This is a genomic window from Shewanella saliphila (genome assembly GCF_014648295.1).
GTDB classification, from domain to species: Bacteria; Pseudomonadota; Gammaproteobacteria; order Enterobacterales; family Shewanellaceae; genus Shewanella; species Shewanella saliphila.
On sequence record NZ_BMQV01000056.1, the window covers coordinates 1 to 22,970 of the forward strand.

Annotated in this window: 16 protein-coding genes and 1 pseudogene; 8 read left to right on the forward strand and 9 right to left on the reverse strand. The window is 42.8% G+C overall.

The window, feature by feature from the left end; translation table 11 throughout:
• Window positions 1–171: 171 nt before the first annotated feature.
• A complete protein-coding gene (locus tag IEY48_RS18335) occupies window positions 172–810 on the reverse strand; it encodes an NAD(P)-dependent oxidoreductase (RefSeq protein WP_188922906.1) in 639 nt (212 codons plus the stop codon).
• A gap of 202 nt (window positions 811–1,012) precedes the next feature.
• Between IEY48_RS18335 and IEY48_RS18340 the strand changes: the two genes are divergently transcribed.
• From IEY48_RS18340 to IEY48_RS18355, 4 genes and pseudogenes are all read left to right on the forward strand, one after another.
• Window positions 1,013–2,527, forward strand: coding sequence for a cryptochrome/deoxyribodipyrimidine photo-lyase family protein (locus IEY48_RS18340; protein ID WP_188922908.1), 1,515 nt, complete (start codon window positions 1,013–1,015; stop codon window positions 2,525–2,527).
• On the forward strand, window positions 2,517–2,666 hold the full coding sequence (locus IEY48_RS18345) for a DUF2256 domain-containing protein (RefSeq protein ID WP_188922910.1): 150 nt from the start codon (window positions 2,517–2,519) through the stop codon (window positions 2,664–2,666). Before IEY48_RS18340 ends, IEY48_RS18345 begins: the two co-directional genes overlap by 11 nt.
• A gap of 1 nt (window position 2,667) precedes the next feature.
• The gene (locus IEY48_RS18350) at window positions 2,668–4,254 is read left to right on the forward strand and encodes a cryptochrome/photolyase family protein (RefSeq protein WP_188922912.1); all 1,587 of its coding nucleotides are present in this window, start codon (window positions 2,668–2,670) and stop codon (window positions 4,252–4,254) included.
• Between the two features lie 29 nt (window positions 4,255–4,283).
• Window positions 4,284–4,481, forward strand: a pseudogene (locus IEY48_RS18355) (helix-turn-helix domain-containing protein); the annotation flags it as partial.
• Here IEY48_RS18355 and IEY48_RS18360 read toward each other — a convergent pair.
• Window positions 4,461–4,682, reverse strand: coding sequence for a hypothetical protein (locus tag IEY48_RS18360; RefSeq protein ID WP_229786573.1), 222 nt, complete (start codon window positions 4,680–4,682; stop codon window positions 4,461–4,463). The pseudogene IEY48_RS18355 and the gene IEY48_RS18360 sit on opposite strands and share 21 nt — an antisense overlap.
• A 245-nt stretch (window positions 4,683–4,927) precedes the next feature.
• Between IEY48_RS18360 and IEY48_RS18365 the strand changes: the two genes are divergently transcribed.
• Window positions 4,928–6,142 carry a 4Fe-4S binding protein gene (locus IEY48_RS18365; RefSeq protein ID WP_188922913.1) on the forward strand — a complete coding sequence of 405 codons (1,215 nt, stop codon included), beginning with the start codon at window positions 4,928–4,930 and terminating at the stop codon, window positions 6,140–6,142.
• 98 nt (window positions 6,143–6,240) lie between these two features.
• Here the strand turns inward: IEY48_RS18365 and IEY48_RS18370 are convergent, their stop codons facing one another.
• Together IEY48_RS18370 and IEY48_RS18375 are read right to left on the reverse strand one after the other, a co-directional pair.
• Entirely contained in the window at window positions 6,241–7,707 is a 1,467-nt protein-coding gene (locus IEY48_RS18370; RefSeq protein WP_188922915.1) for a carbon starvation CstA family protein, read from the reverse strand.
• Between the two features lie 228 nt (window positions 7,708–7,935).
• Window positions 7,936–10,518, reverse strand: a complete 2,583-nt coding sequence (locus IEY48_RS18375; protein ID WP_188922917.1) for an acylase — start codon at window positions 10,516–10,518, stop codon at window positions 7,936–7,938.
• A 617-nt stretch (window positions 10,519–11,135) separates the two neighbouring features.
• Between IEY48_RS18375 and IEY48_RS18380 the strand changes: the two genes are divergently transcribed.
• From IEY48_RS18380 to IEY48_RS18390, 3 genes are read left to right on the forward strand one after another with little or no spacing between them, the layout of a single operon-like run.
• Entirely contained in the window at window positions 11,136–13,196 is a 2,061-nt protein-coding gene (locus IEY48_RS18380; protein WP_373293753.1) for a TonB-dependent receptor plug domain-containing protein, read from the forward strand.
• Window positions 13,197–13,210: 14 nt separating this feature from the next.
• Entirely contained in the window at window positions 13,211–13,735 is a 525-nt protein-coding gene (locus tag IEY48_RS18385; RefSeq protein ID WP_229786572.1) for a YfiR family protein, read from the forward strand.
• Window positions 13,736–13,739: 4 nt separating this feature from the next.
• Window positions 13,740–15,782: an EAL domain-containing protein gene (locus IEY48_RS18390; RefSeq protein ID WP_188922920.1), complete on the forward strand. Its 2,043-nt coding sequence runs from the start codon at window positions 13,740–13,742 to the stop codon at window positions 15,780–15,782.
• A gap of 4 nt (window positions 15,783–15,786) precedes the next feature.
• Here the strand turns inward: IEY48_RS18390 and IEY48_RS18395 are convergent, their stop codons facing one another.
• From IEY48_RS18395 to acuR, 5 genes are all read right to left on the reverse strand, one after another.
• Window positions 15,787–18,693 (reverse strand): PAS domain S-box protein, encoded by a 2,907-nt coding sequence (locus IEY48_RS18395; protein ID WP_188922922.1) that lies wholly within the window; start codon window positions 18,691–18,693, stop codon window positions 15,787–15,789.
• Window positions 18,694–18,734: 41 nt separating this feature from the next.
• Window positions 18,735–20,474, reverse strand: coding sequence for a putative bifunctional diguanylate cyclase/phosphodiesterase (locus IEY48_RS18400; RefSeq protein WP_188922924.1), 1,740 nt, complete (start codon window positions 20,472–20,474; stop codon window positions 18,735–18,737).
• The gene (locus tag IEY48_RS18405; RefSeq protein WP_188922926.1) at window positions 20,467–20,904 is read right to left on the reverse strand and encodes a response regulator; all 438 of its coding nucleotides are present in this window, start codon (window positions 20,902–20,904) and stop codon (window positions 20,467–20,469) included. Before IEY48_RS18405 ends, IEY48_RS18400 begins: the two co-directional genes overlap by 8 nt.
• A 328-nt stretch (window positions 20,905–21,232) precedes the next feature.
• Complete coding sequence (acuI, locus tag IEY48_RS18410) at window positions 21,233–22,216, reverse strand: acrylyl-CoA reductase (NADPH) (RefSeq protein WP_188922928.1); 984 nt, start codon at window positions 22,214–22,216, stop codon at window positions 21,233–21,235.
• Between the two features lie 53 nt (window positions 22,217–22,269).
• Window positions 22,270–22,827: an acrylate utilization transcriptional regulator AcuR gene (gene acuR, locus IEY48_RS18415; RefSeq protein ID WP_188922932.1), complete on the reverse strand. Its 558-nt coding sequence runs from the start codon at window positions 22,825–22,827 to the stop codon at window positions 22,270–22,272.
• Window positions 22,828–22,970 lie beyond the last annotated feature (143 nt).

Here is a 22,970-nt window from a genome sequence, read left to right on the forward strand (position 1 = left end):
CTTCCTTCAGACCCTGCCGTTGGCCAGCAACGCCCTTGCCATTCGGATTATCTTCCCCTCAGTCGGGGTGATTCAGGTTTCTTTCAACCTGACGGGTTTGCCAGCTTCGCTGGGCAAACAAAAAAACAGGCTACTTGAGCCTGTTCTGTTAAATCACGTCAATCTCATTCACTAGTATGCAACACTAATACGTTGGTTAATATGCTTAGCATTTTCGGCTTCATCAACCATAGCTTTGGCAAAATCGACTACTGATACACGGCTTTGACCTTGTGCATCGGTAAAGAACTCATCGCCGCCTAGACGGTATGGCGCTTCAGACTCACCCGGAAAAATAATCGCTGCAGGGCTCACATAAGTCCACTTAACAGCAGAATCTGTACTGCGAAATACAGCTAATGCCTCACCTTGCGCAATGGCTTCGGCTTTGTACTCTTCTGGAAATTCAGGGGTTGATACCAACGTCACCCCAGGGGCAACCTCTAGGCTACCTGCCCCACCACCCCACAACAAACGTGGTGAGCCAGCTTGCGGTAAATATTGCAATAACTGCTGTGCGGTTTGCGCAACGATTTGATGATTTTGTGCGGCGCGGCCACCAATAGAGGCGATAACCACATCAACATCTGCAAACGCAGTCGCAACATCTTGTGCTGACATTTGGGTAATATCAAGGGGACGAACAGGCACATCTTGGCTGACTTTATTGGCGTCACGTACAGCGGCTATAACCTCATGACCGAGGCTAATCGCCTGTTGCATGATAGTACCGCCAATCCAACCTGTTGCACCTAATACTGCTAGTTTCATTTTTCTGTCTCACTCTGGTCATTAACAATGAAGCCAGTTTATAGATGACAAATTATGAGATAAGCAGTCATTAATGCGCTTAATTGTTTCGCTTTCGATACTAATCGGGGTGTAAAAATAACAAATAAAGCAATCTAAACGGCTAAAAGTATCGTATTTGATTTGAATAAGGGTTAGTTATCCATCACGAGGCTTTAGGTTCATGCTCAATAGCCACAAACAAGCAATCAATGTTGTCTGGTTTAAACGCGACTTGCGCTTGTCTGATCACCCGCCGTTAGTTGATGCCTTTAATCATCATTTGCCTTGTTTGCTGATATACAACTTTGAGCCATTAATGCTGGAAGACTCCCATTATAATGATCGCCATTGGCGCTTTGTGTGGCAGTCACTACAAGATATGAATCAACAACTTAGCCGCTATGATGGTCAGGTGCATGTGTTTGCCATGCCAATGCTAAATTTACTCGAAAAGCTGGCTGAAATATTTACCATTAACACGCTATTTAGCCACCAGGAAATCGGCCTAAACAACACTTTTGAGCGCGACAAAGCCGTGGCCAATTGGTGCCAGCAGCACGCTATTCAATGGCAACAATCTCCGACAGGCGCGGTTATTCGTGGGCGTCGACATCGCCTGGCCTGGGATCAGCATTGGCAACAAGTCATGGCCAGCCCTATTGCAGTACCTAATTGGCAGCAGTGCCAATTTCAGCCCTTTACAGATAGCCAGGTCATTGAGTTCAAGGGCGAAATAACCGAGCCAAACGATAACTTTCAACCCGGCGGCCCTAAACAAGCCCGAGCGATACTGAACAGTTTTTTAACTCATCGCGGTAAAGATTATCAACGCAGTATTTCAAGCCCGAGCCTGAGCCGAACCCACTGCTCGCGCTTATCACCTTATTTAGCATGGGGTAACATTAGTTTAAGACAGGTTTATCAGGCGACAATGACTCGTTATCAAGAGGTACAAACCAGCAATAGAGCCTGGAAAAAACCTCTGCTAGCAATGATGTCTAGATTGCATTGGCACTGTCATTTTATGCAAAAGTTTGAAAGCCAATGCAGCATGGAATTTACGCCTGTTAATCCAGGTTATGAGGATTTCCCTTATCGTGATGATGACGATGTCGAGCGAGATATTCAGCGCTGGGCAGAAGGGCAAACTGGCATTCCAATTATCGATGCGTGCATGCGCTGTTTACGTCAAACCGGTTATATTAATTTTAGAATGCGCGCCATGCTCGTTAGCTTTGTGACCCACCATTTAAACATTCACTGGCAGCTAGCCAGCTTGCCATTAGCCAATTACTTTCTCGATTTCGAGCCGGGTATTCATTATCCACAGCTGCAAATGCAAGCCTCGGTTACCGGCATTAATACCATTAGGTTGTATAACCCGATAAAGCAATCTCAAGACCAGGATCCACGCGGCGATTTTATTCGTCAGTGGTGTCCAGAGCTTAACAATTTACCCAATGAATATATCCACCAGCCCTGGTTACAGCCGCCAATGGAAGCAATTTTTAATGACGTGATGTTAGGTCGAGATTACCCCGAGCCGATGATAGACATTACCTTAGCCTCGCAAGCCGCTCGCGATCGTTTATGGTCTTATCGCGATAAACCGCAAGTACAACAACACATTGCTGCGGTGCTAACTCGCCACGTGCGTCCAAAGCCTAAACGCACAAGGCTACAGCATGGCACATAAAAAACCACATCTTGAGCATAAAACCTGTCTGGTGTGCCTGCACCCGTTTGCATGGCGCAAAAAATGGGCTAAAGATTGGGAGCATGTTAAATATTGCTCCGAACGTTGCCGCCGCCACAAAGCTGATTTAAAGGAATAAAATGACAACCGTTTACAACACTATTTCGGCCTCACTGTCACCACAAACTCACACATTGCGGCTCATTTTAGGCGACCAACTCAATGCCTCCCACAGCTGGTTTAAACACGTCGACCCGACTGTGGTGTATGTGATTGCCGAGCTCAAACAAGAAACTGCTTACGTTAAGCATCACGTGCAAAAAGTGTGTGCTTTTTTTGCTGCCATGGCGCAGTTTGCCGACGCTTTAGCTCACAGCGGCCATCAGGTGATGCACTTAACGTTAGATGAAACTCAACCATTTACCGAACTGCCAACACTGCTTGAGCATATCTGCACTCAGCACCAGCTCAATACCATTGAATATCAACAGCCTGATGAATACCGTTTAGCAAAACAATTAGAAGAATTATCATTACCAGGCATTAAAAGTACCTGCCATGACAGCGAACATTTTTTGTTGCCTTTTGACGATATTAAAAGTGAGTTTACCGCCAATAAGCACGTTAAAATGGAGTTCTTTTATCGCCGCATGCGCAAGCGCTTTAACGTGCTAATGCAAGACGATGAGCCCTTAGGCGGCCAATGGAATTTTGACCAACAAAATCGTGAGCATTTAAAAAAAGCCGACCTTAATGATATTCCAGCGCCTTTGTTATTTGCCAATGATGTGAGCAACATTATTAGCCGGCTCGAGCGGCATCACGTCGCCACGATAGGCAAAGCTGAAAACCAACTATTGTGGCCAGTTAATCGTCGCCAATCTCGGCAGTTACTTGATTATTTTTGCCAGCATTTATTAGTTCGCTTTGGCCGTTTTCAAGATGCCATGACCGAAAATAGCCAGGCAGATTGGAGCCTGTACCATTCGCGTTTATCGTTTGCCATTAACGCTAAAATCATTTCGCCAGGCGAAGTCATCAATAAAGTCATTAGCCATTGGCAAGCCAATCAAACCGAAATATCACTGACACAAGTTGAAGGATTTGTGCGGCAAATCTTAGGCTGGCGTGAATATGTCCGCGGGATTTATTGGATCAATATGCCAGGCTACGTAACTAAAAATGCCTTACAAGCGCAAAGGCCATTACCTGGGTATTTTTGGACTGCTAACACTAAGATGAACTGCATGCACCACGCCATTCAGCAGTCACTAGACTTTGCCTATGCCCACCATATTCAACGGTTAATGGTAACGGGCTGTTTTAGTTTACTCGCAGGGATTAATCCAGACGAAGTCGATCAATGGTATTTAGGCATTTACATTGATGCTATTGAATGGGTAGAAATGCCTAACACCCGCGGCATGACTCAATTTGCCGACGGCGGTATTGTTGCCACTAAACCTTATGCTGCCAGTGGTAACTACCTCAATAAAATGAGCGACTATTGCAAAAGCTGTCATTACAATGTCAAACTTAAAACAGAAGCTAACGCCTGCCCTTTCAATAGTTTATATTGGCACTTTATTCAGCGCCATCAGCAACACTTTGGCCGTAATCCGCGCATGACAATGGTGTATAAAAACTGGCAAAAGATGAACGCTGACACCCAACAAGCCATTATCCATAAAGCCGAAGTGCTGTTAGCCAACCTCGACAACTTATAAACTTACGCAAACCAAACACCAGGAGAGTCATGGACAAGATATCAGCCATACGCAGCTTTGTTGAAGTCGCCAACTGTGGCAGCTTTACTCAGGCGGCTGAGCAACTTGGGTTCAGCCGCTTACAGGTGTCCCGGCACATTAAAGACGTTGAGCAGTGGCTTGCGTTACGCTTGTTTCACCGCACCACTCGCCGCGTGAGTTTAACCCTACAAGGCGAGGAAGCGCTCAACGCCGTGTACTCCACCGACAAACAATACGGTAGGGCACAACGATTGCTGCTGACCAAGTTCAATTGCGGTTACCGAGAGTTTTTCACCCCGATAATACAAATCGGCCAAAGATTGATGCCGAAATAAATGCTGATGTTGGGCGATTAAACGCTTTAACGTATCGATTTCGAAACAATGTTCAAATGAAAACTGACCCATTCACTCTCATTCGTTGGCGACATAATCGTGACAAGTTAACTCACCTATAAGACAGCTTAATGACATTAGCATAAGCTTGTTTTGTTCCAGCTAAACAACTGAGTTACATCATTTACAAAAATAAAACAAAACAATATAGATCAAAGAATTACAAAACAGCAGGTCTTTATCGATCTAGTTCACATCACTCATAACACTCACTATTTATCATATATCGAGTTCCAATCATCTACAGGATTGTTTACATGAGCACAATAGAATCGATCACCTTAATGCTGGCGCTGGTTTATAGCACTAGCCTGTTGTATTGGAGTGGCAAAAAATGGGGCGCTCTGGTCAGCGGAACATTATTAGTTGGCGCCACCCTGGCGAGTTTTTTTTGGCCTTTATTGTTAATCTTATTAGTCTCAGTATTGGTTGTCACCGCTGTGGGGCAATACCGACCCGCCTTTGCAACAGCCGAAGCTAGACCCAATACCATTAGAGAGTTCAGCCAACATTTTTTTGCGCTTTCAATGCTGTTAGTTGGTGTACAGTATGCCATTAATGCAGGGCTATTGTACGCCGGTGAAACGCCCTGGTTAATGCGACCCGATGTGGGTGATGCCTTTTTACCGATTGCAGGCGGCATTGAGTTAAAAGCCATTTTAACCTTAGGATTGTGGGACCAAAACCACCCTGCTGCCGTGGTGATGTTGTGTGTGGTATTGCTTACTGGTGTGCTGTGTAAGCGCGCATTTTGCGGTTGGGCATGCCCATTAGGATTAGCAGGAGAGTATCTTTACAAACTCAGAAAACGCGTTATTAAGGCAGAGCTATTACCACCAGCATGGTTAGATTGGCCATTAAGAATGCTTAAATACCTGCTATTAATCGCGTTGTTTGCTTTGGTTATTTCAATGCCTTCAAACAGTATTCCACATTATTTGTCAGGTAATTACCACAAAGTCGCCGACCTTAAAATGGCTGCCTTTTTCCTCATGCCATCAATGGTGGCGTTAATCTGCTTTGGGGTTATATTTGCCTTAGCCGCATGGCGTCGTCAGGGATTTTGTCGCTATATTTGCCCATACGGTGCACTGCTTGGCCTGGTGAGCTTTTTAAGCCCGTTTAAAATTCGTCGTGACAGCCAACATTGTTTAATTGAAACAAAAGGCATGAAATGCGACAAATGCACTCGCGCATGTCCGGCTAATCTTTCGGTGCATACTCAAAAAGATATTCGCTCAGATGAATGCCAGGCTTGTATGCGTTGTGTTTCAGCCTGCCCTAAAAAAGAGGCATTACAACTGAGTACTCGTAATGGTATCAACCTGTCTACTAGAGGATTATTGATTATCTTACTGACGGTGATGTTTATGGTGCCGCTGTTTGCTTACGTGGGTGGATACTGGCACAGCCAAACGCCTGACAACATCAAAATGGAGCTTATCCAAAAGCTCGACCGTATCGGACATTAACCTTAATTTTTAAAATCAATAGGTTAAAAACAACGAGTTTAACACAACAAAAAGGGCTGCAAATTGCAGCCCTTTTTATAAATAAAACTCTTAAGTTATTATACTGCGGCAGCTTTACGTTTGTTATGTGCAATCAACAAACCAATGAATGCCACTACACCAACAGCAATACCAACAGGCTGGCTTAACTCTTGTGGTAAGCCAAAACCAATACCGGCGGTCATAATGTACGACACAGTTACACAGGTACCAATAATCGCTGGGATACTCACAATCCAATGAATGGTGCCACGGTCAAACAGGTACTTAGTCGCTAACCACAATACGCTGGTAGACAACAACATGTTTGAGAACGCGAAGTAACGCCAGATCAGCGTAAAGTCAATTTTCGTCATAAAGTATGCAATGATCAATACTGGCACTGCCACTAATAAACGGTTAGAGATACTTTGTGGGATCTTAAACGCATCAATGATGGTAAGACGAAGCGATCTAAACGCAGTATCACCCGAGGTAATTGGGAATACGGCTACAGCAATAATCGCCATAATACCACCCGCAACACCTAGATAAGTGGTTGCCACTTGATTTACAACCATACCAGGGCCACCTAGCGCAAGAATCTCCTTAAGCTCAACATAACCACCAGGGAACGCTGCAATACCGGCTGTTGCCCATACACATGCCACAATACCTTCAGCAACCATTGCGCCGTAATATACAGGGCGTACGTATTTTTCGTTGGTTAAACAACGCGCCATAATCGGTGCTTGCGTTGAGTGGAAACCACTAATTGCACCACAGGTAATGGTAACAAAGAGTAATGGCCACACTGGTAACCCATCAGGGTTAGGCTCTAACAAGTCATTGTTGTAATGGCTGTGGTCAAAGTAAGCAAAAATATCGCCAAACTCAGGTAACTGAGGGGCGTTAATCAATAATGCCACGGCAATTGAAGTGGTCATCACAATCATTAAAGCACCAAAAAATGGATAAAGCTTAGTGATGATTTTGTCAATTGGCAGTAATGTCGCGAAGAAGTAATAACCTAAAATCGCGACTACCCAGAAGGTGTTGTTAGCGAAGATAGTGTCTTTAAAATAGTCTAGGTTACTTAAAAGACCCGCTGGACTCATAATGAATACGACACCAACAAAAAACAGCAGCATTGCGGTAAACAACAACATCGCGGCTTTGAAGTAGATGTTAAAATAATGGCCGGCGATTTCAGGTAAGCTTTTACCGTCTTCTTTGATACTCATCACCCCAGAGAAGTAATCGTGTACCGCACCACCTAAAATGTTACCCAATACAATCCAAACTAATGCGATTGGGCCGTATAATGCACCTAAAATAGGACCAAAAATTGGACCAACACCTGCCACGTTTAAAAATTGAATCAAAAACGCTTTTACAGGATGAACAGGGACATAATCCACACCGTCATCAAAACGCTTTTGTGGAGTAGGTAAGTTAGGATCAATGCCAGCTTGTTTCTCAACAAACGGACTGTAGAGCTTGTATGCGAGAACTAAAAGCGCAATACAAATGAGGAAAATTAACATGGTTTTATCATCCCATTAACGATTGAATATATTCAGTGCTGAGTTTGTTGCAGTTACTGGTGTAGGTCAAGCCGCAGGGCATTATACTAAAGTAGGGGTTGCTAACTAAAAAGTCTTATCATTCTTAATGCTTTTTATGTTTTTATACATTTTAATTAATGGCTTAGTTCGTTATTGCTAAAAAAGCCAACTCGTTGTTTACAAGTTGGCTTTTTTTCATTGGGGCGATTAATCTCGTTGGTAATTCAGTTCTGTGGTCGATTCAAGTGCAGCCTGAATGTCTGCCTCGGTAAATAGCAGCGGGCGCAGCTGCTTTTGGCTCGAGTAAAATTCACTTTGATCGTTAAAGCTTGAGCTTAATGCATTACTCGATTGCGAATAACTCAATATGCCTTTTGCGACCGGACCATCATCAGTAAAACTCACCGTCATCATCCAGCTAGAACCATAGCGAATTTGATAGCCTTGCGCGGTTAAACCTGATGCTGCAGCCTTACCCGATAATACATCCATTACCGCAGCATAACTGTGCTGCGGAATTAAGGTATCGTCACCCGACAAGCTCGTCGAAAACACATTAAAGCCGCCTTCGGCATTATGGCTGCCCGGCCAAGGTAATTTAACCCCTGATGCGGTGACATCTGGTAGCGACTTTTCAACAAACTGCACTTCACCAAGGCTTGCATCAACACTAAAACCTGCGGCTTCTAGGTTAAGGGCTGCATGAGCTAGTGCAACAAGCGCACTACCATCATTGGCAAGTGTGTTGGGTGTAGTGGCTGCATTGGTGTAATCAAATGCTTGGGTCAACATGGTATCTTGATCAAACTGATGCGCAAACTCGCGAATTAACGCCCCGCCGACACTGTCGTTATCTTGTTTACCATTCCACGCAGTTAGCGCAGCGCAAGATGCACTAAGATCTTTAGATAACGTTGCACTGACGACCACGGGAGTATCACCTTGTTCTGCACATTGGCTCAGTAAATCCGTTAATACTAACTCGGCTAAATAGGCACGATTAGACAATAAAGCGCTCTCTAACTCGTCGACAGAAAACTTACCGTCATCGCCAGCAGCGTCATCCATTAAGGTTAACCCCATACGAGTACGCAACGACAATTGACCGCGCTCAGGCCCGTATAACGGCGAGAAGTTTTCTAATGGTTCCGCTAAGTTAGTTGACCAAAAAGAGTTGTTGGAGTTTTGCACAAAGTCAGTTCGCTCAAGCTTTGGTGCGCGCTCGTATGGCATAGGCTCGCTAAAGCTGAACGTTGAAGTGTTACCCGGCAATATAGTAAATCCAGCTTGGGCTTTAGCCGCAATAATATCTGGGGTGGTTTTAAGGATACCGATAACGAAATCAGAAAAACCCGGTACCGTTGAATCATCGATATAAAAGGCATTACCTTCTTTGTCGGCATACATGGTGTTATTAAAAATCACCCCATCGTAATTTTTAAAGGCCTGCTGAAACTCATCAAGATTGCTGGCGCGGTTCATGGCTAACCAATGGTCGAGTGGATCTTTATTGGCCATGTTGGCATCTTGGATCATAAAGGCTTGGCCGTCATCCCAGCCAAAAGGAGCTAACGCTGGCGGAGCTTCAACCATTGGGCCTTTCGCCGTGGTGTAAATGTCTTTCTCGGCCACTAACATCCCCGCAGCCCCTGCATTCACTAATACCGAAACGGTTTCTTTAGTGATTGGCATGGCTTCGCCGTCGAACATATATTGCAATCTGTCGCCCGCCATCAACTCGAGGTTGTACATGACAAAGTGTTCAGCCGTTGAAAAGGTATGTGTCCAGGCGACATCGTTATTAAAACCAATATTCACTAGACCTGGCATGCCCACTAGCGATCCGCCCATCACATCAATTTGCCCTGGGATCGTTAAGTGCGACTGCCAAAAACGTAAATTACCGGTATGCGGAAAATGTGGATTGCCCAATACCATGCCTTTACCATTCTCGGTTTTATCTTTGCCTAGGCCCCAACCATTTGAACCTAAATCACGTGGGTTAGTGTCAGGAGTGGTGATATTGGCAGCTCGAGCAATGAGTTTGCGGTTCATGTCGCTAACAAAGGCTGTTTGCACTGATGAGCCAGCAGGACCAACAATCCGCGGTAAGTATTCTTCGCCATCGCCTGGGTTGGCATAAAAGATTAAATCTAAAAAGTTAGCTGCACCGGGAAGCAGCGCGACCGAAAATAAATAGTTAGCGACATCAACACCAGTGATGGGTTTAACCCAAGGTTGACCAGCACAAAAAGGCTCTGCGGTTTGCTCGCCAGCTTCAACGTCGGCTAAAAATTGATTGTAACCGGCGCTGAAACCTTCCATTAACGCGCGCGAATTATAACTAAACTGGGTGTATTGCGTTTCAGCAAGCTCTCTGATTTTTAATGCCTTGTAGGCAAAATCAGAAATTAAGTTGCCGTTATCTTCACTGGTAGGTAAGCCGGTCGCAAAGTCGATTGAGGCATGTGGGCCAAAATACATTGAACGCTCTGAGTTAGCTTTAATAAAACCATCGGCTATCACACACAGATTATCTTGCGCTTGAGCATAACCGCTACCAAAGCCCAAACTTTCTAAATTGTCGGCGGTGATGTGTGGCACACCATATTGGGTACGGCGGATCTGTGCTTTAAGCGCGCCATTAGGTGCAAAAGCTTGTAAAAGCGGTGTCACTTCAGGTTCAGGGGTGGGTTGAGTGGTTTTACTGAAATCGGTGTCATCGTCGCAACCGACAATAAAAATCGTCGACGCCACGCCCATTGCGAGCAGGAGTTTATTGAAATTCATTATTATTATCCTTGTTGTTACCCAATCATTGGGTGAGGTATTTAATCCTTTATGCCTCAACTTATGTCGCCCATGCAGATAACCCCAGTTATCGCAAAATTAAGTAACATAAATACAACAAAGACATATATACCCAAACAACTTGAAGAGACGTGTTTCAGAGCTTCACCGTGTGTTCAATACTAGGCGCGTTAATGCGGTAATGTAGGTACCTTATAAATTAACGCAACAACGCTCTTGATTTAATAATCAGGGAAACACGGTGAAACTCCTAGAGGGCAAGTTTTACACGCGTTTATGCTGCGTTATTGATTTTGGAAAGGGAACAACCATTACCCGCAATCAATGCCTTGCCTAAACGCGTGTAAATTCTTGCTGAAATCGAGCATCTTCAGGTTATTTGGGTATAAGATATTTAATCAATCATTCAAACGCGTGTCTACCTTTTATCATTCTTATATGCTAGAAGGCTGTATTTAGGCGCAAATAATCCCAAAACATATTATATCTGCTGGCTCACAGGGTAGATTACTTGCTAAGTAAAAAGTATGATCGATATTAATCAAAGTTATTAACATTTCGACACGCGTTACGTTTATCCATCCCGAGGAATTACATTGAAGATTGATACAAGACTGCTGTTAATGATGCTCGTTTCACCTCTGGCAATCGCAGAAGAGCCCCTTAGCGATTTAGACCTTGATCTTGACTCGTTGATGGCAATGGATGTTCAAGTCACTTCAGCAATGAAACGTGCTCAATCAGCATTTGACACCGCCTCTTCAATCTATGTGTTAACCAAAGAACAAATTACTCGCTCTGGTGCAACGTCAATCCCTGAAGCGCTAAAAATGGTGCCAGGCCTTGCAGTTAGGCAGCTTGATAATAACCAATGGGCCATTACATCACGCGGGGTCGCCTCGCGTTTTTCTGCCAAATTATTGGTGATGATTGATGGCCAGAGTTTTTATACGCCTAAGTTTGCCGCTGTTTATTGGGAAACCTTAGATGTACCGCTTTACGACATTGAGCGCATTGAAGTGATACGCGGTCAAGGCGGTTTATTATGGGGCAGCAATGCCAGCAATGGCGTGATTAACATCATCACTAAAAACAGTATCGATACCCGTGGGGTCTATGCCGATTTAAGCAGTGGCACACAAATTAATCACGATGCTAATTTGCGCTACGGTGGTGATCTTGGTAATCAGGGCAGCTTTCGGGTTTACGGTCATGTAAAAGATGGCGATGAGTCTGATAAAGGGATCTCGCTCGAACCCACCGATTATACTGAACAATATTCATTAGGGGCGCGATTTGACTTTACCCCTAACGATGAATGGTCTGGATTGATCCAAGGTAATATTACTGAGTCCACTTTAGGACAAAACTTTCGTGGTGTCATTGACGAGACCAATCGTAATATCTCTTTTTCTGGCCATTTAGATCGCACTGACTCGCGTATTATGGCGCGAATAGAAAACCGCATCTCAGACGATGCCAATCAAATGCTACAAACCTCATGGTTAAAGCAATCGGGCAGCCAAACCTTTCTGCAAGAAGATTTTTCATCTTTTGATATCGATTATCAAATGAACTTTTTGTATGGCGATCTTAAATTCGATTGGGGATTAAATTACCGCTATAACGATATTTCGTTTGCAGAAAGCTCCTTTGTGCGCAGCGATGGTGGCTACAATACTTTAGAGCAATATGGCGCATTAGTGCAGGCGCAATATACAATAATAGACAATGAGTTAGATATTATTCTTGGCGCCAAAGTTGAGCATAACGATTTAACTGGCTGGGAAAACCAACCCCTTGCAAGATTGGTCTGGAAATTACAGCCAAATCAAGTACTTTGGACATCAATATCTAAAAGCGTTCGAGTGCCCTCGTTAATTGAATTTAACGACGACTTTACGATTGACGGCCAACGTGTAGAAGAAGTGTCGCCTATTACCACTGGCATTAACATGATAGACACTTACTACATCAGAACATACCTAAACGGCAATAACAAAGTAAAGTCTGAAGAGTCAGTGTCGTATGAATTAGGTTATCGCTTGTCTCAAGGCGACTGGGGTGTTGATGTATCGGTTTATCATACTGAGGTGAGCGATGTATTAGCGGTTGAAGTTAATGCCAACTCAGAGCAGTTTCTGCCTATTTTCGCCTTATTACAACAAGGCGAAATAGAACTGGCGATGCAAAGCCTAACCAGCACATCAATAAACTTTGACTTAGTTTCAAATGCTGAGCTCGACACCAATGGTGGCGATATTGTTATCTCTTGGCAGCCCACTGATACCTTTAGCGCAGAATTAGGTTATAGCTACAATACGTTCGATTATGACCTAGCAGAAAACACATTTGAAGCCATTGGGTATGACTCAACGAGTCGTCAATTTTTTGCTAAAACAGATATACAATTATTTGAAGACCATCGTTTATTTGCCTCATTACGAGTCGAAAACAGCAATGCCTATGACACGAATAACTACACGGTATTAGACTTAACATGGCAATGGGCGTTTCACCCAAATTGGTCTGTGGCGGTGATGGGGAAAAACTTATTTGCGGGTTCTCATATCGAATACAGCAATAATGGAGAAACCTTCACCTTACCCAACTACATCGATGAAAGCATGACCTTTAAATTAACGGCTAAGTTTTAATAGAGCTAATGCCCATGATAAATAAATGGCTTTTAGGTTTACTGATTTCACTTTGGCTTATTCCAAGCCAAAGCGTGCAGGCTATTGAAACCGAAAACGCATTAAAGGCAGGTTTTTTATTTAACTTTGCCCGTTATAGTGAATGGAGCCGCGCCCAAGATACCCAAACCGAGTTTGTACTTTGCAGTCCAGATAGCCACTTTATCGATGTCGCGTCAGCTGTTTTAGCCAAAAGAATGGTTAACCATTTACCTATTCACAGTATAATCGTGAACCTAACAGAAACGGATTTAAGCCAATGCCAGGTCTTGTTTATCACTTCTGACACCCTCTCATTGTGGCAGTCGGCAGAATTAACACCGCTAAACAACATCATGGTGGTAGGAGAAACAGAAGACTTTATCGAACAAGGTGGGCATATTCGATTCTTTTTATCAGGTGGTAAAATTCGTTTTGAAGTGTCACCCGCTAAACTCACCCAAGCCAACATCAATATGAGCTCAAAAGTGTTGCGTCTTGGTAGAGTGGTGGATAATTAGTCCTATGAAAAACATATTTAGCTTAGACACTATCAGTAAAAAATTACTCTTTATTTTGATGAGTGTTGCGCTTGTTTCAACGGTGATCGTCACCTTAGTGTTTAGTGCTTATGAGCTGACTTCAGCCAAACGCGAACAAGTGCAAAGCTTACAAAGCCTGTCTGACATGCTTTCGCCTAATATTACCGCCGCAGTGTTATTTGATGACCAAGAAACGATTAAAGAGCTCATTAAGCCTGTACTGCTTCGCTCTGATATTTTGTCTATCAATGTCACCAACATAGAAAACCAAGTTTTAGGACAATTGTTTGCCACAAATGTCAGCAAAGACACACTAAGCAACAATGAAAATCTCACCAACATAACCACACCATTAACCCTTGATAACCAAGGTTATGGCTACTTAACCATCATTGCCGATGACAGTTATATTGAGGAAAGGATCGCGTTTTACATCAAGTTTCTGTTGTTTCTATTACTATCAACCTTTGCGGTCAGTTTGTTTTTATCGCTATTGTTACAAAGAAAGTTTTTAAGCCCCATTTTATACCTTGCTGAAACCGCAGATAAAATCACCACATCACATGATTATAGTTTACGCGCAAAGCAACATTCCAAGGATGAAATAGGCCAATTGGCAACGTGTTTTAACAGTATGTTAGACACCATCGAGCAGCGTGAAAGCGTGCTTGAAAGCCAAGTAAAATCACGCACAGAAGAGCTCGAAAATGCCAATATTCAATTACACGAGTTTGCATACCAAGACGGGTTAACTAACCTGCCTAACAGGCGCTATTTTTATAAAAAACTACAATCCCTGCTTGATATCGACGGCATGCATTTTGCACTAATCTTTATTGATCTTGACGGCTTTAAAGACATTAATGACACATTAGGTCACGACCACGGCGACTTACTGTTACATCAGGTGGCAAAACGCTTACGTAACTGCGTGCGTAATCATGATACCGTCGCGAGACTTGGCGGCGATGAGTTTACCTTGATCATTGAAGGTATTAACGATGTTGAGCGAGCCAGTGAAATCGCAGAAAAAGTCAAACAAAGCCTAATGCAATGTATCACCATCAATGGAGCACAAGTCTATGTTACTGGCAGTATTGGTTTAACATTTTACCCCGCTGATGGGCGCAGCGTTGAAGACTTAGTTAAACATGCAGACCAAGCCATGTACTTGTCAAAAAGCAAAGGACGTAATCGTTACGAATTTTTCTCTTATATCATTGAAGAGCAAGCAATAGAGAAGCGTCGTATTCTTGAAGAAATCCGCGTTGCACTTAACGAAGATCAGTTTGTTTTATATTACCAACCCATTTTTGACCTAGACGGTATTAATGTTAGTAAAGCAGAAGCGCTTATCCGCTGGCAGCACCCTCAGCATGGGTTAATCGGCCCTAATGAGTTTATCCCTATGGCGGAGCAAAACGGCCTGATTGAAGATATTGGTAACTGGGTGAGAGAGCAAGCAATTCACGATGCTGCGCAATGGTATTATATGTCGGGCCAAATAATGCAAGTCAGTGTCAATTGTTCACCACTGCAATTTGATCGCGCCGGACAATGGGTAGACGATTGGATTTTAGCCTGCAATAAACAAGGTTTACCAAGAGACACTATGGTGATTGAAGTCACTGAAAATACCTTAATGGATCCAGAGTCTCCTATTCAGCAACAAATGCATCGATTGAGCCATAACGGTATCGACATTGCCATTGACGATTTTGGCGTGGGTTACTCATCTTTGGCTTATTTACAACGACTAGATATCGATATTTTAAAAATCGACCGCTCTTTTATTCAGCACATGGAAACCAATGAAAGTAGCATTGCATTGGTCAGAGCGATTATCACTATGGCCAGTCACTTAAAAGTACAAGTGGTGGCCGAAGGAGTTGAAACCACAGGGCAGCACCAGATATTACAACAGCTGTCGTGTGACTATTTACAAGGGTATTTGTTCGCTAAACCTATGCCTAAAGAGCAGTTTACCGAGTTATATATTACCCCTTTAACCTCAAAAGTCAGCTAAACCATTACTGCTCAACGTGCATATCACTATCGATATTAATGGGCCAGGTAAAGCTAAAGCAGGCCCCTTTGTCCTGAATGACTTCAAGACGAATGTCACCGCCCATGGCAACGACTATTTTTTTCACAATAGCTAAACCCATACCGCTGCCTTCAACTTCATCACGGGGTTTTAAGGTTGTGAACATGGTAAATACTTTCTCTGCATACTGCTCAGGGATCCCAGGTCCATCGTCTGACACAGTGAACTCATAAAATCGCCCTGTCGTTGTTACAGATACCGACACAGTGCCACTGCCTGTATGGTGATGTTTTATCGCATTATTGATTAAGTTACGCAGCACTTGCTCTAACGGCACACTCGCAGTAATGATATCGCCAACGGTTGAGTTAAAAACCAACTTAAATCTATTTTGGGTATTACATAAATCAAACACATTTTCGACAACATCTTTAACGTTAACCGCATGAATAGCATCTGCTTTTTTACCCGCTCTTGAATAGGTAAGTAGGTCGTCGAGTAGCTTCTCCATACGGTTAATTCGGCCGCGCATTAACGTTAAATACTCTGCATCTTCATCGCTAAGCTTGCCTTGTAAATCTTCTTCTAGCCAACTGGCTAACTGATCGATACCACGTAAAGGCGATTTAAGATCGTGTGAGGCAACATAAGCAAAATTATGTAATTCAGCGTTACTTCTCGATAGCTCTTCAAGGTAGTATTTACGCTCTGAAACGTCTTGAATTGTGCCAGCAAGCCTAACAGCTTGACCATTTTCATATTCAATAGTACCCATCACTCTTACCCAAATAAGCTTGCCATTGGCTTTCACAAAACGCACCTCAACATCCCAGGTTTTACCGGTTTCAATTGCTTGCGCAAGGGTTTGGCGAATAATAGGTTGTGACTCTGGAGTATAAAACTCAATGGCTTGCTCAATGGTTAATGACGAATCTGGCGATAAACCATAGATACGGTATGTTTCTTCTGAATAAAACAGCGTCTGAGTGGTTAAATCGAGTTCCCACCCCCCTACTCCAGCCATTTTACTGGTGCGGTCTAGGGTTTCACTGAGTTTATTTAACGCCTGTGTTTTACGCACATGTTCAGTTAAATCTACAATCGATGAAAGCAGCTTTTTACCCTTAAGCGTGTCTAATGTGCATAAGCCAATGGATAACGGAAACACGCTACCGTCTTTGCGTAAACCGTTAATGTCATAGCGCTCATTATCATCCGCATTTTCTGTAGCGGTAAAAAATGATTTCCGCCATGCTAAATGCTGCTCATGAAAAGACTCAGGCACCAACATATCTATCTTATGGCCTAATAACTCTGCACGAGAATAACCAAATAACTTTTCTGTCTGTTTATTTACCAACTCAATAACGCCGTCATAATCCACTAATAAAACGGCATTGGGTAACGCGTCGACAACGCGTTCAAATACTTGCTCGTATTGTTTTCTTAATGAAATATCAACAATGCCACAAATGGCTTGTAATTCGCCTTTGTAGTCAATCACACTTAGGCCTATCTCTAGTGGCACTTCGATACCGGTTTTATGTAAACCGCACACCTCGCGTCCACCTCCCATGTATTTTGTTTCTGGCTCAGCAAAGAAAGTGTGCATCAAATGGGGGTGCATTTGAGCAAAACTGGCGGGTAACAACACCGATAAGTTCTGGCCTAACAACTCCATTTGAGCATAGCCAAAAATACGTGCTACCTGGGTGTTAGCTAACGTGATAACACCTTGGCGATTCACCACCATAATCCCGCTGGGAGCATGGCTTAAAATGGCATTAAGCTCTTGCTCCATTGTAACGACAGTATCTAAATGTTGTTGCTGAGCCTTGAATTCGATATCTTTTTTAATGTTCCTAAAAAGTAGTATCAATATTCCTATCACCACCCAATACCAAAATACCATTAACGCTGTTTTGATCATGGCTTTATCATTGTTTGCCACCGCAATCACAACGAGGTTGTTGTGCTGATGTTGAGCTGCGTAAATACTTGCCTTAGAAACTAAAGAGGCATTAAACCAGTGTAATAAGTGCTTATCGTTTGTGTTTTTGTAAACACCATCAGCAGCTGCAGTAAATTCATCTTGAAAGGTGTACCGATGGCCGAGGTTAAACCCAAACGTTTTGCTGTTATCTGGATGAAACAAATAATCGCCATGAGCATTAGTGAGATACATCTGAATATCAGTATCAAGATTCACAGGGTCAATGGTTAAATGATCAAACAAGGATTGAGCTAACACATTAACGACTATTTGGCCTGCCGCCTTTTTAGTTGATTTAGCTGTAACTAAAGTGCTTACACGAATAACCGGCAGATAAGGTAATGCAATCTCACTATTTTCTTGGTTTAAATTAATCGGTGACACATAAACATCGCCGTCGGTTAATTTAGCGGTTTCGATAAAATAATCTCTGCTGCTTTTTTGCTGTAAATACGCTGGAGCAATAGTAACTAAATCGCCTTGGCGGCGATCAACACGTATCGTTTCAAAGCCGCTTTGGTTATCGATATAACGCAGTTGATTGAGCGCTGGTATGCTGTGCATATAATGCTTGAACACATCTATTAACGCATCTTTATGGCGCTTTAATTGTGCTTGGTGCTCAGGTTCAACGACTGATTTTTGACTTAACGTTGCAACAGCCTTAGTGTCTACCAGCTTGGACAAAAATAATGTTTCGCGCTTTAGGTTTTCAATATGCTCACGCAATAAATTCGCTTTCGCATGAGATACATTATCGAGTTCATGTTGAATGATGCGCACTTGATGCCAGTAAACAACATGGCACAGAGCCAACATAAGCATCACGGCTAATAGGAGTACCACCGATAATGAATGCAATTTAAACTTAGACAGTAACGAAAAGTGCTTTAACATAATAATCTCGATGAGTTTCAGCAAAAAACATTAATGACCTGTTATTTAACTAAATACTGGGACTCAAAATCATGGGCACTAATCGGTTTTGAGTAATAATAGCCTTGTATTAAATCGCATCCCTGAGCTTGACAAAACGCAAGCTGTTCAGCGGTTTCAACCCCTTCTGCAATAACAGATAAACCGAGATATTTGGCAAATTTGATCATGGCTTCAAGCACTTTATCTTGCGATTTTTTTTGCTCATAAGCGGCAATAAAACTCTTATCCACTTTTAATGAATTGATCGGAAATAGGTGTAAATGCTTAATCGATGAATAACCAGTGCCAAAGTCATCCAAGGATAATTTGACCCCTTTTTGAGTCAACTCAATGAGTCTTTCAACAATGTTTTCTGGGCTATGGATAATCGAACTTTCCGTGATTTCTAACTCCAAGCAACTTGGCGATAAATCACAAGACGTGAGCACATCAGAAACCAGATTGAGTAAATTGATATCTTGCAATTGAAAGGTGGATAAATTGACCGACATGGTTAACTCATCATCATTTAGGTGATATTGGCGCTGCCAATGCTTTAATTGATGACTGGCGGTATGTAATACCCACTGACCGATATTGCCAATCAGGTTTAACTCTTCGGCTAGCTCAAGAAACGAGTCAGGTTTTAGCAAACCTTCGGTAGGATGTTGCCAACGCACTAGTGCCTCAACCCCTTTCACTTTTTGTGTTTGAGTACAAATCTGTGGTTGGTAATGCACCACAAACTGATTTAGCGAAAGTGCTTGATGAATGTCTTGCTCTAATAAGTTTTTTCTTTGTGTTTCTTGATGCAGTAGATGGTTATATAAACACACTTTATTGCGACCGGTTTGCTTGGCTTTATACATTGCAATATCGGCACATTTCATCATGGTTTCAGGTGTTGCGGCAAATGTCCCTAAAATGGATACCCCAATACTCGCGGTGACTGAAAAACTATGATTCCCAACAAGCAAAGGCTCACTGAGTGCATCGATCACTTTATTAGCAATAACCTGTGTTTGCTTTTCATCGTTAATATATTGCGCCAAAATAACAAATTCATCGCCACCGAGTCGTGCTAAGCAATCACCTTCGTTGACAACCGACGCCAATTTAGCGGCTACGGTTTGCAATAGTTTGTCACCTACGGTGTGACCCAAAAAGTCATTCACTTTTTTAAAATTGTCTAAATCAATAAAAAATAGCGCGATATTAGAGGCAGTAAACAACACCCTGTCACAAGCATCTTTGAGCGTTTTTTCAAAGGTATAGCGATTAATTAATTGGGTTAATGAATCTCGTTTAGCCAGCCATTCTAAGGCATTATTTTTTTCACGTACCACACCTTCAAGCAGCTGACGATGCTGTGCCTGGCTTATCGTCCGGTTTAGCCGGCCAGAGTTGACTTCTGATTTTAATATAAAATCGTGCGCACCCACATTAAGGGCATTCAATGACAGAATTTCATCTTCATGCTGACTCACCATAATGATAGTTGCATCGGTTGTCTTGCGCATTAATAGCTTTTTAATCAAGGCTAAACCATCAATGTCTGGTAAGCGATAATCTATTAATAATACATCGACTTGATGTTTATCAAACTGGCTTAAGCCTTCTTCGCCTGTTTGCGCTTCTATAATAAAAATAGGCCGCTGGCTCGACATTAACGCCCGCCGAATTGACTTTCGGTCGATGGCATCATCATCAATGATTAACAGGGTAATGGGTTGCTCAAGATTAGCTGCAGTATTATTCATAGACAGGTAACTCCACCACTCGCCAGTAATGACCGAGCATATCGACAATATTTAAAAATGACTCGCCAACTTGTTTTTTAACCATATAACCGGCCACATTTTTTTTATAAGCGAGGATTTTATCTTGATCGTCACTGGATGTGGTTAACATAAACACTACGCTGTCAGAGAGAGCCTCGTCGGCTCGGATCGTTTTTAAAAACTCAATACCCCCCATACGAGGCATATTAATATCGAGCAAAATGATAAAAGGCTTGGGGATCGCTTTTTTGTGGAGTAAATCGAGTGCTTCGATACCATCACGGGCTCGAATAGTTGGATTGGCTATTTTAAGTTTTTTAAGGGCTCTTTCAATCCCGATGACATCGACATCGTCGTCGTCGATGATAAATATTGTCACATGCTTGTGTGGCAGTTCGCATCCATTCATAAGTTGCTCTCAATCCTTGAAATACACTTTCGGGGTGTTGCTTTTGACTATAACACCCACTCAATAATCAGTTGAGCAAGTGTTTAACAATTCTAAACAGGCACTAAAAAACCAACCTAACATAGCAGACTTGCAAAACATTATAGTAAGCGCATTAGGAGTTATATTATTACGACAGCTGTTCAGTATAGCTGTTGTTCAGTATAGCTGTTGTTCAGTATAAAAGGCTATTCTAATGAATAAGCCCACGCTTTAGCAATGGGCTTGATATAATCTTCTATGCAAAATAAGACGAGCTTATAAGATAAAGTTCTTACTCTACTTTTGCCTAACGATTTACATCGACCACAACACGACCGCGCACTTTACCGTCCATTAAGTCTGTCGCGACACTTTGCGCTTCAGCTAAGCTCACTTCTTGAACAATATCGTCAAATACTGAAGGTTCAATAATGTCAGCTAAACGTTGCCATGCCTCTACTCTATCAGCAATAGGTCGCATTACGCTGTCTACCCCGGCAAGAGTAATACCACGTAAAATGAATGGCGCCACGCTTGCTGGTAAATCCATGCCTTGAGCCAAACCACAAGCTGCAACCGTACCGCCATATTTGGTACTGGCACATACATTGGCTAATGTGTGGCTACCAACAGAATCTACCGCGCCAGCCCAACGCTCTTTGGCTAAAGGACGACCTGCTTCTGATAACGTAGCTCTATCAATAATGTCACTGGCACCCAGTTTTTTCAGGTAATCGCTTTCATCTACACGGCCTGTAGATGCAACCACTGTGTAGCCAAGCTTAGCTAAAATAGCAATGGCAAAACTGCCTACACCACCATTAGCGCCTGTCACTAAAATTTCACCTTTGTCTGGCGTGACACCATTTTTTTCAAGGGCGATAACACACAACATTGCGGTATAGCCTGCCGTGCCAATAGCCATCGCCTGGCGAGGAGTAAACGCACCTGGCAATGCAATTAACCAATCACTTTTTAAACGGGCTTTAGTCGCTAAACCACCGCAATGGGTTTCACCCACGCCAAAACCATTTAACAACACAGTATCACCAGCACTAAATTTATCGCTGTCACTGTGCTCAACAATACCTACTAAATCGATACCAGGCACCATAGGGAAACTACGTACCACAGGCGCTTTACCCGTAATAGCAAGTGCATCTTTGTAGTTTAATGTGCTGTAGAGCACGTTCACGGTAACGTCGCCTTCAGGCAGTACTGACTCATCGACATTTTTAACGGTAGTGCGATAACCTTGGTCATCTTTTTCAATTAGCATTGCATTAAACATGATTCACTCCTAATTTAGACTGGTCGTCTATTAATAGTTAAAAAATTTTACGTTTACATTTCTTTTGGTAAAGCTGCCATAAATAAATCGCAAAAATTATCCAGCGGTGTGCCACTCTCAACCAGCTTAGCTCGGCTGACAGCGCCTTCCCAACCCACCCAAAAGTTCTCAGCTAATAATTGGCAATTAGCATCAGCAGTGATTTGCCCCTGTGCTACGGCATCTTCAAGACATTTTGCTAAGCAATTTTGCCAGCTGGCAAATATCGCAATTAATTGCGGCCTAAAACTCTCAGGTAATACTCCAACCTCTTGCCCTAAGTTACCAACTAAACAACCACGTTTAAAATCATGGCGAGTCATCCCCGCTTTAGCGTCTGCCACAAAATGACGGATCCGAGTTAACGGCGGGTGAGCATCATCGTAAAGATGGGTGGTTAATTTAGTTAAAAAGTAATCAGCATAGTTTTGCAATACAGCCTGACCAAACGCTTCTTTACTGGCAAAGTAATGATAGAAAGAGCCTTTAGGTACCCCAACCTTTTTTAAAATAGGCTCAATACCTGACGAGGCAAAGCCTTGTTCGGTAAGCTGTTCAAGGCCGCTACGAATAAGCGCAGCCCGAGTATCTAATGCCGATCGTTTAAGCGACTTGAACGATCTTTTCTAGGCTTCATAATCGGTCTTAGATTTATTTCTGAGGCCGATTTTTTTATGTCTGAATTTTCTCTAGAGTTACAAGCGACTGCTGAATT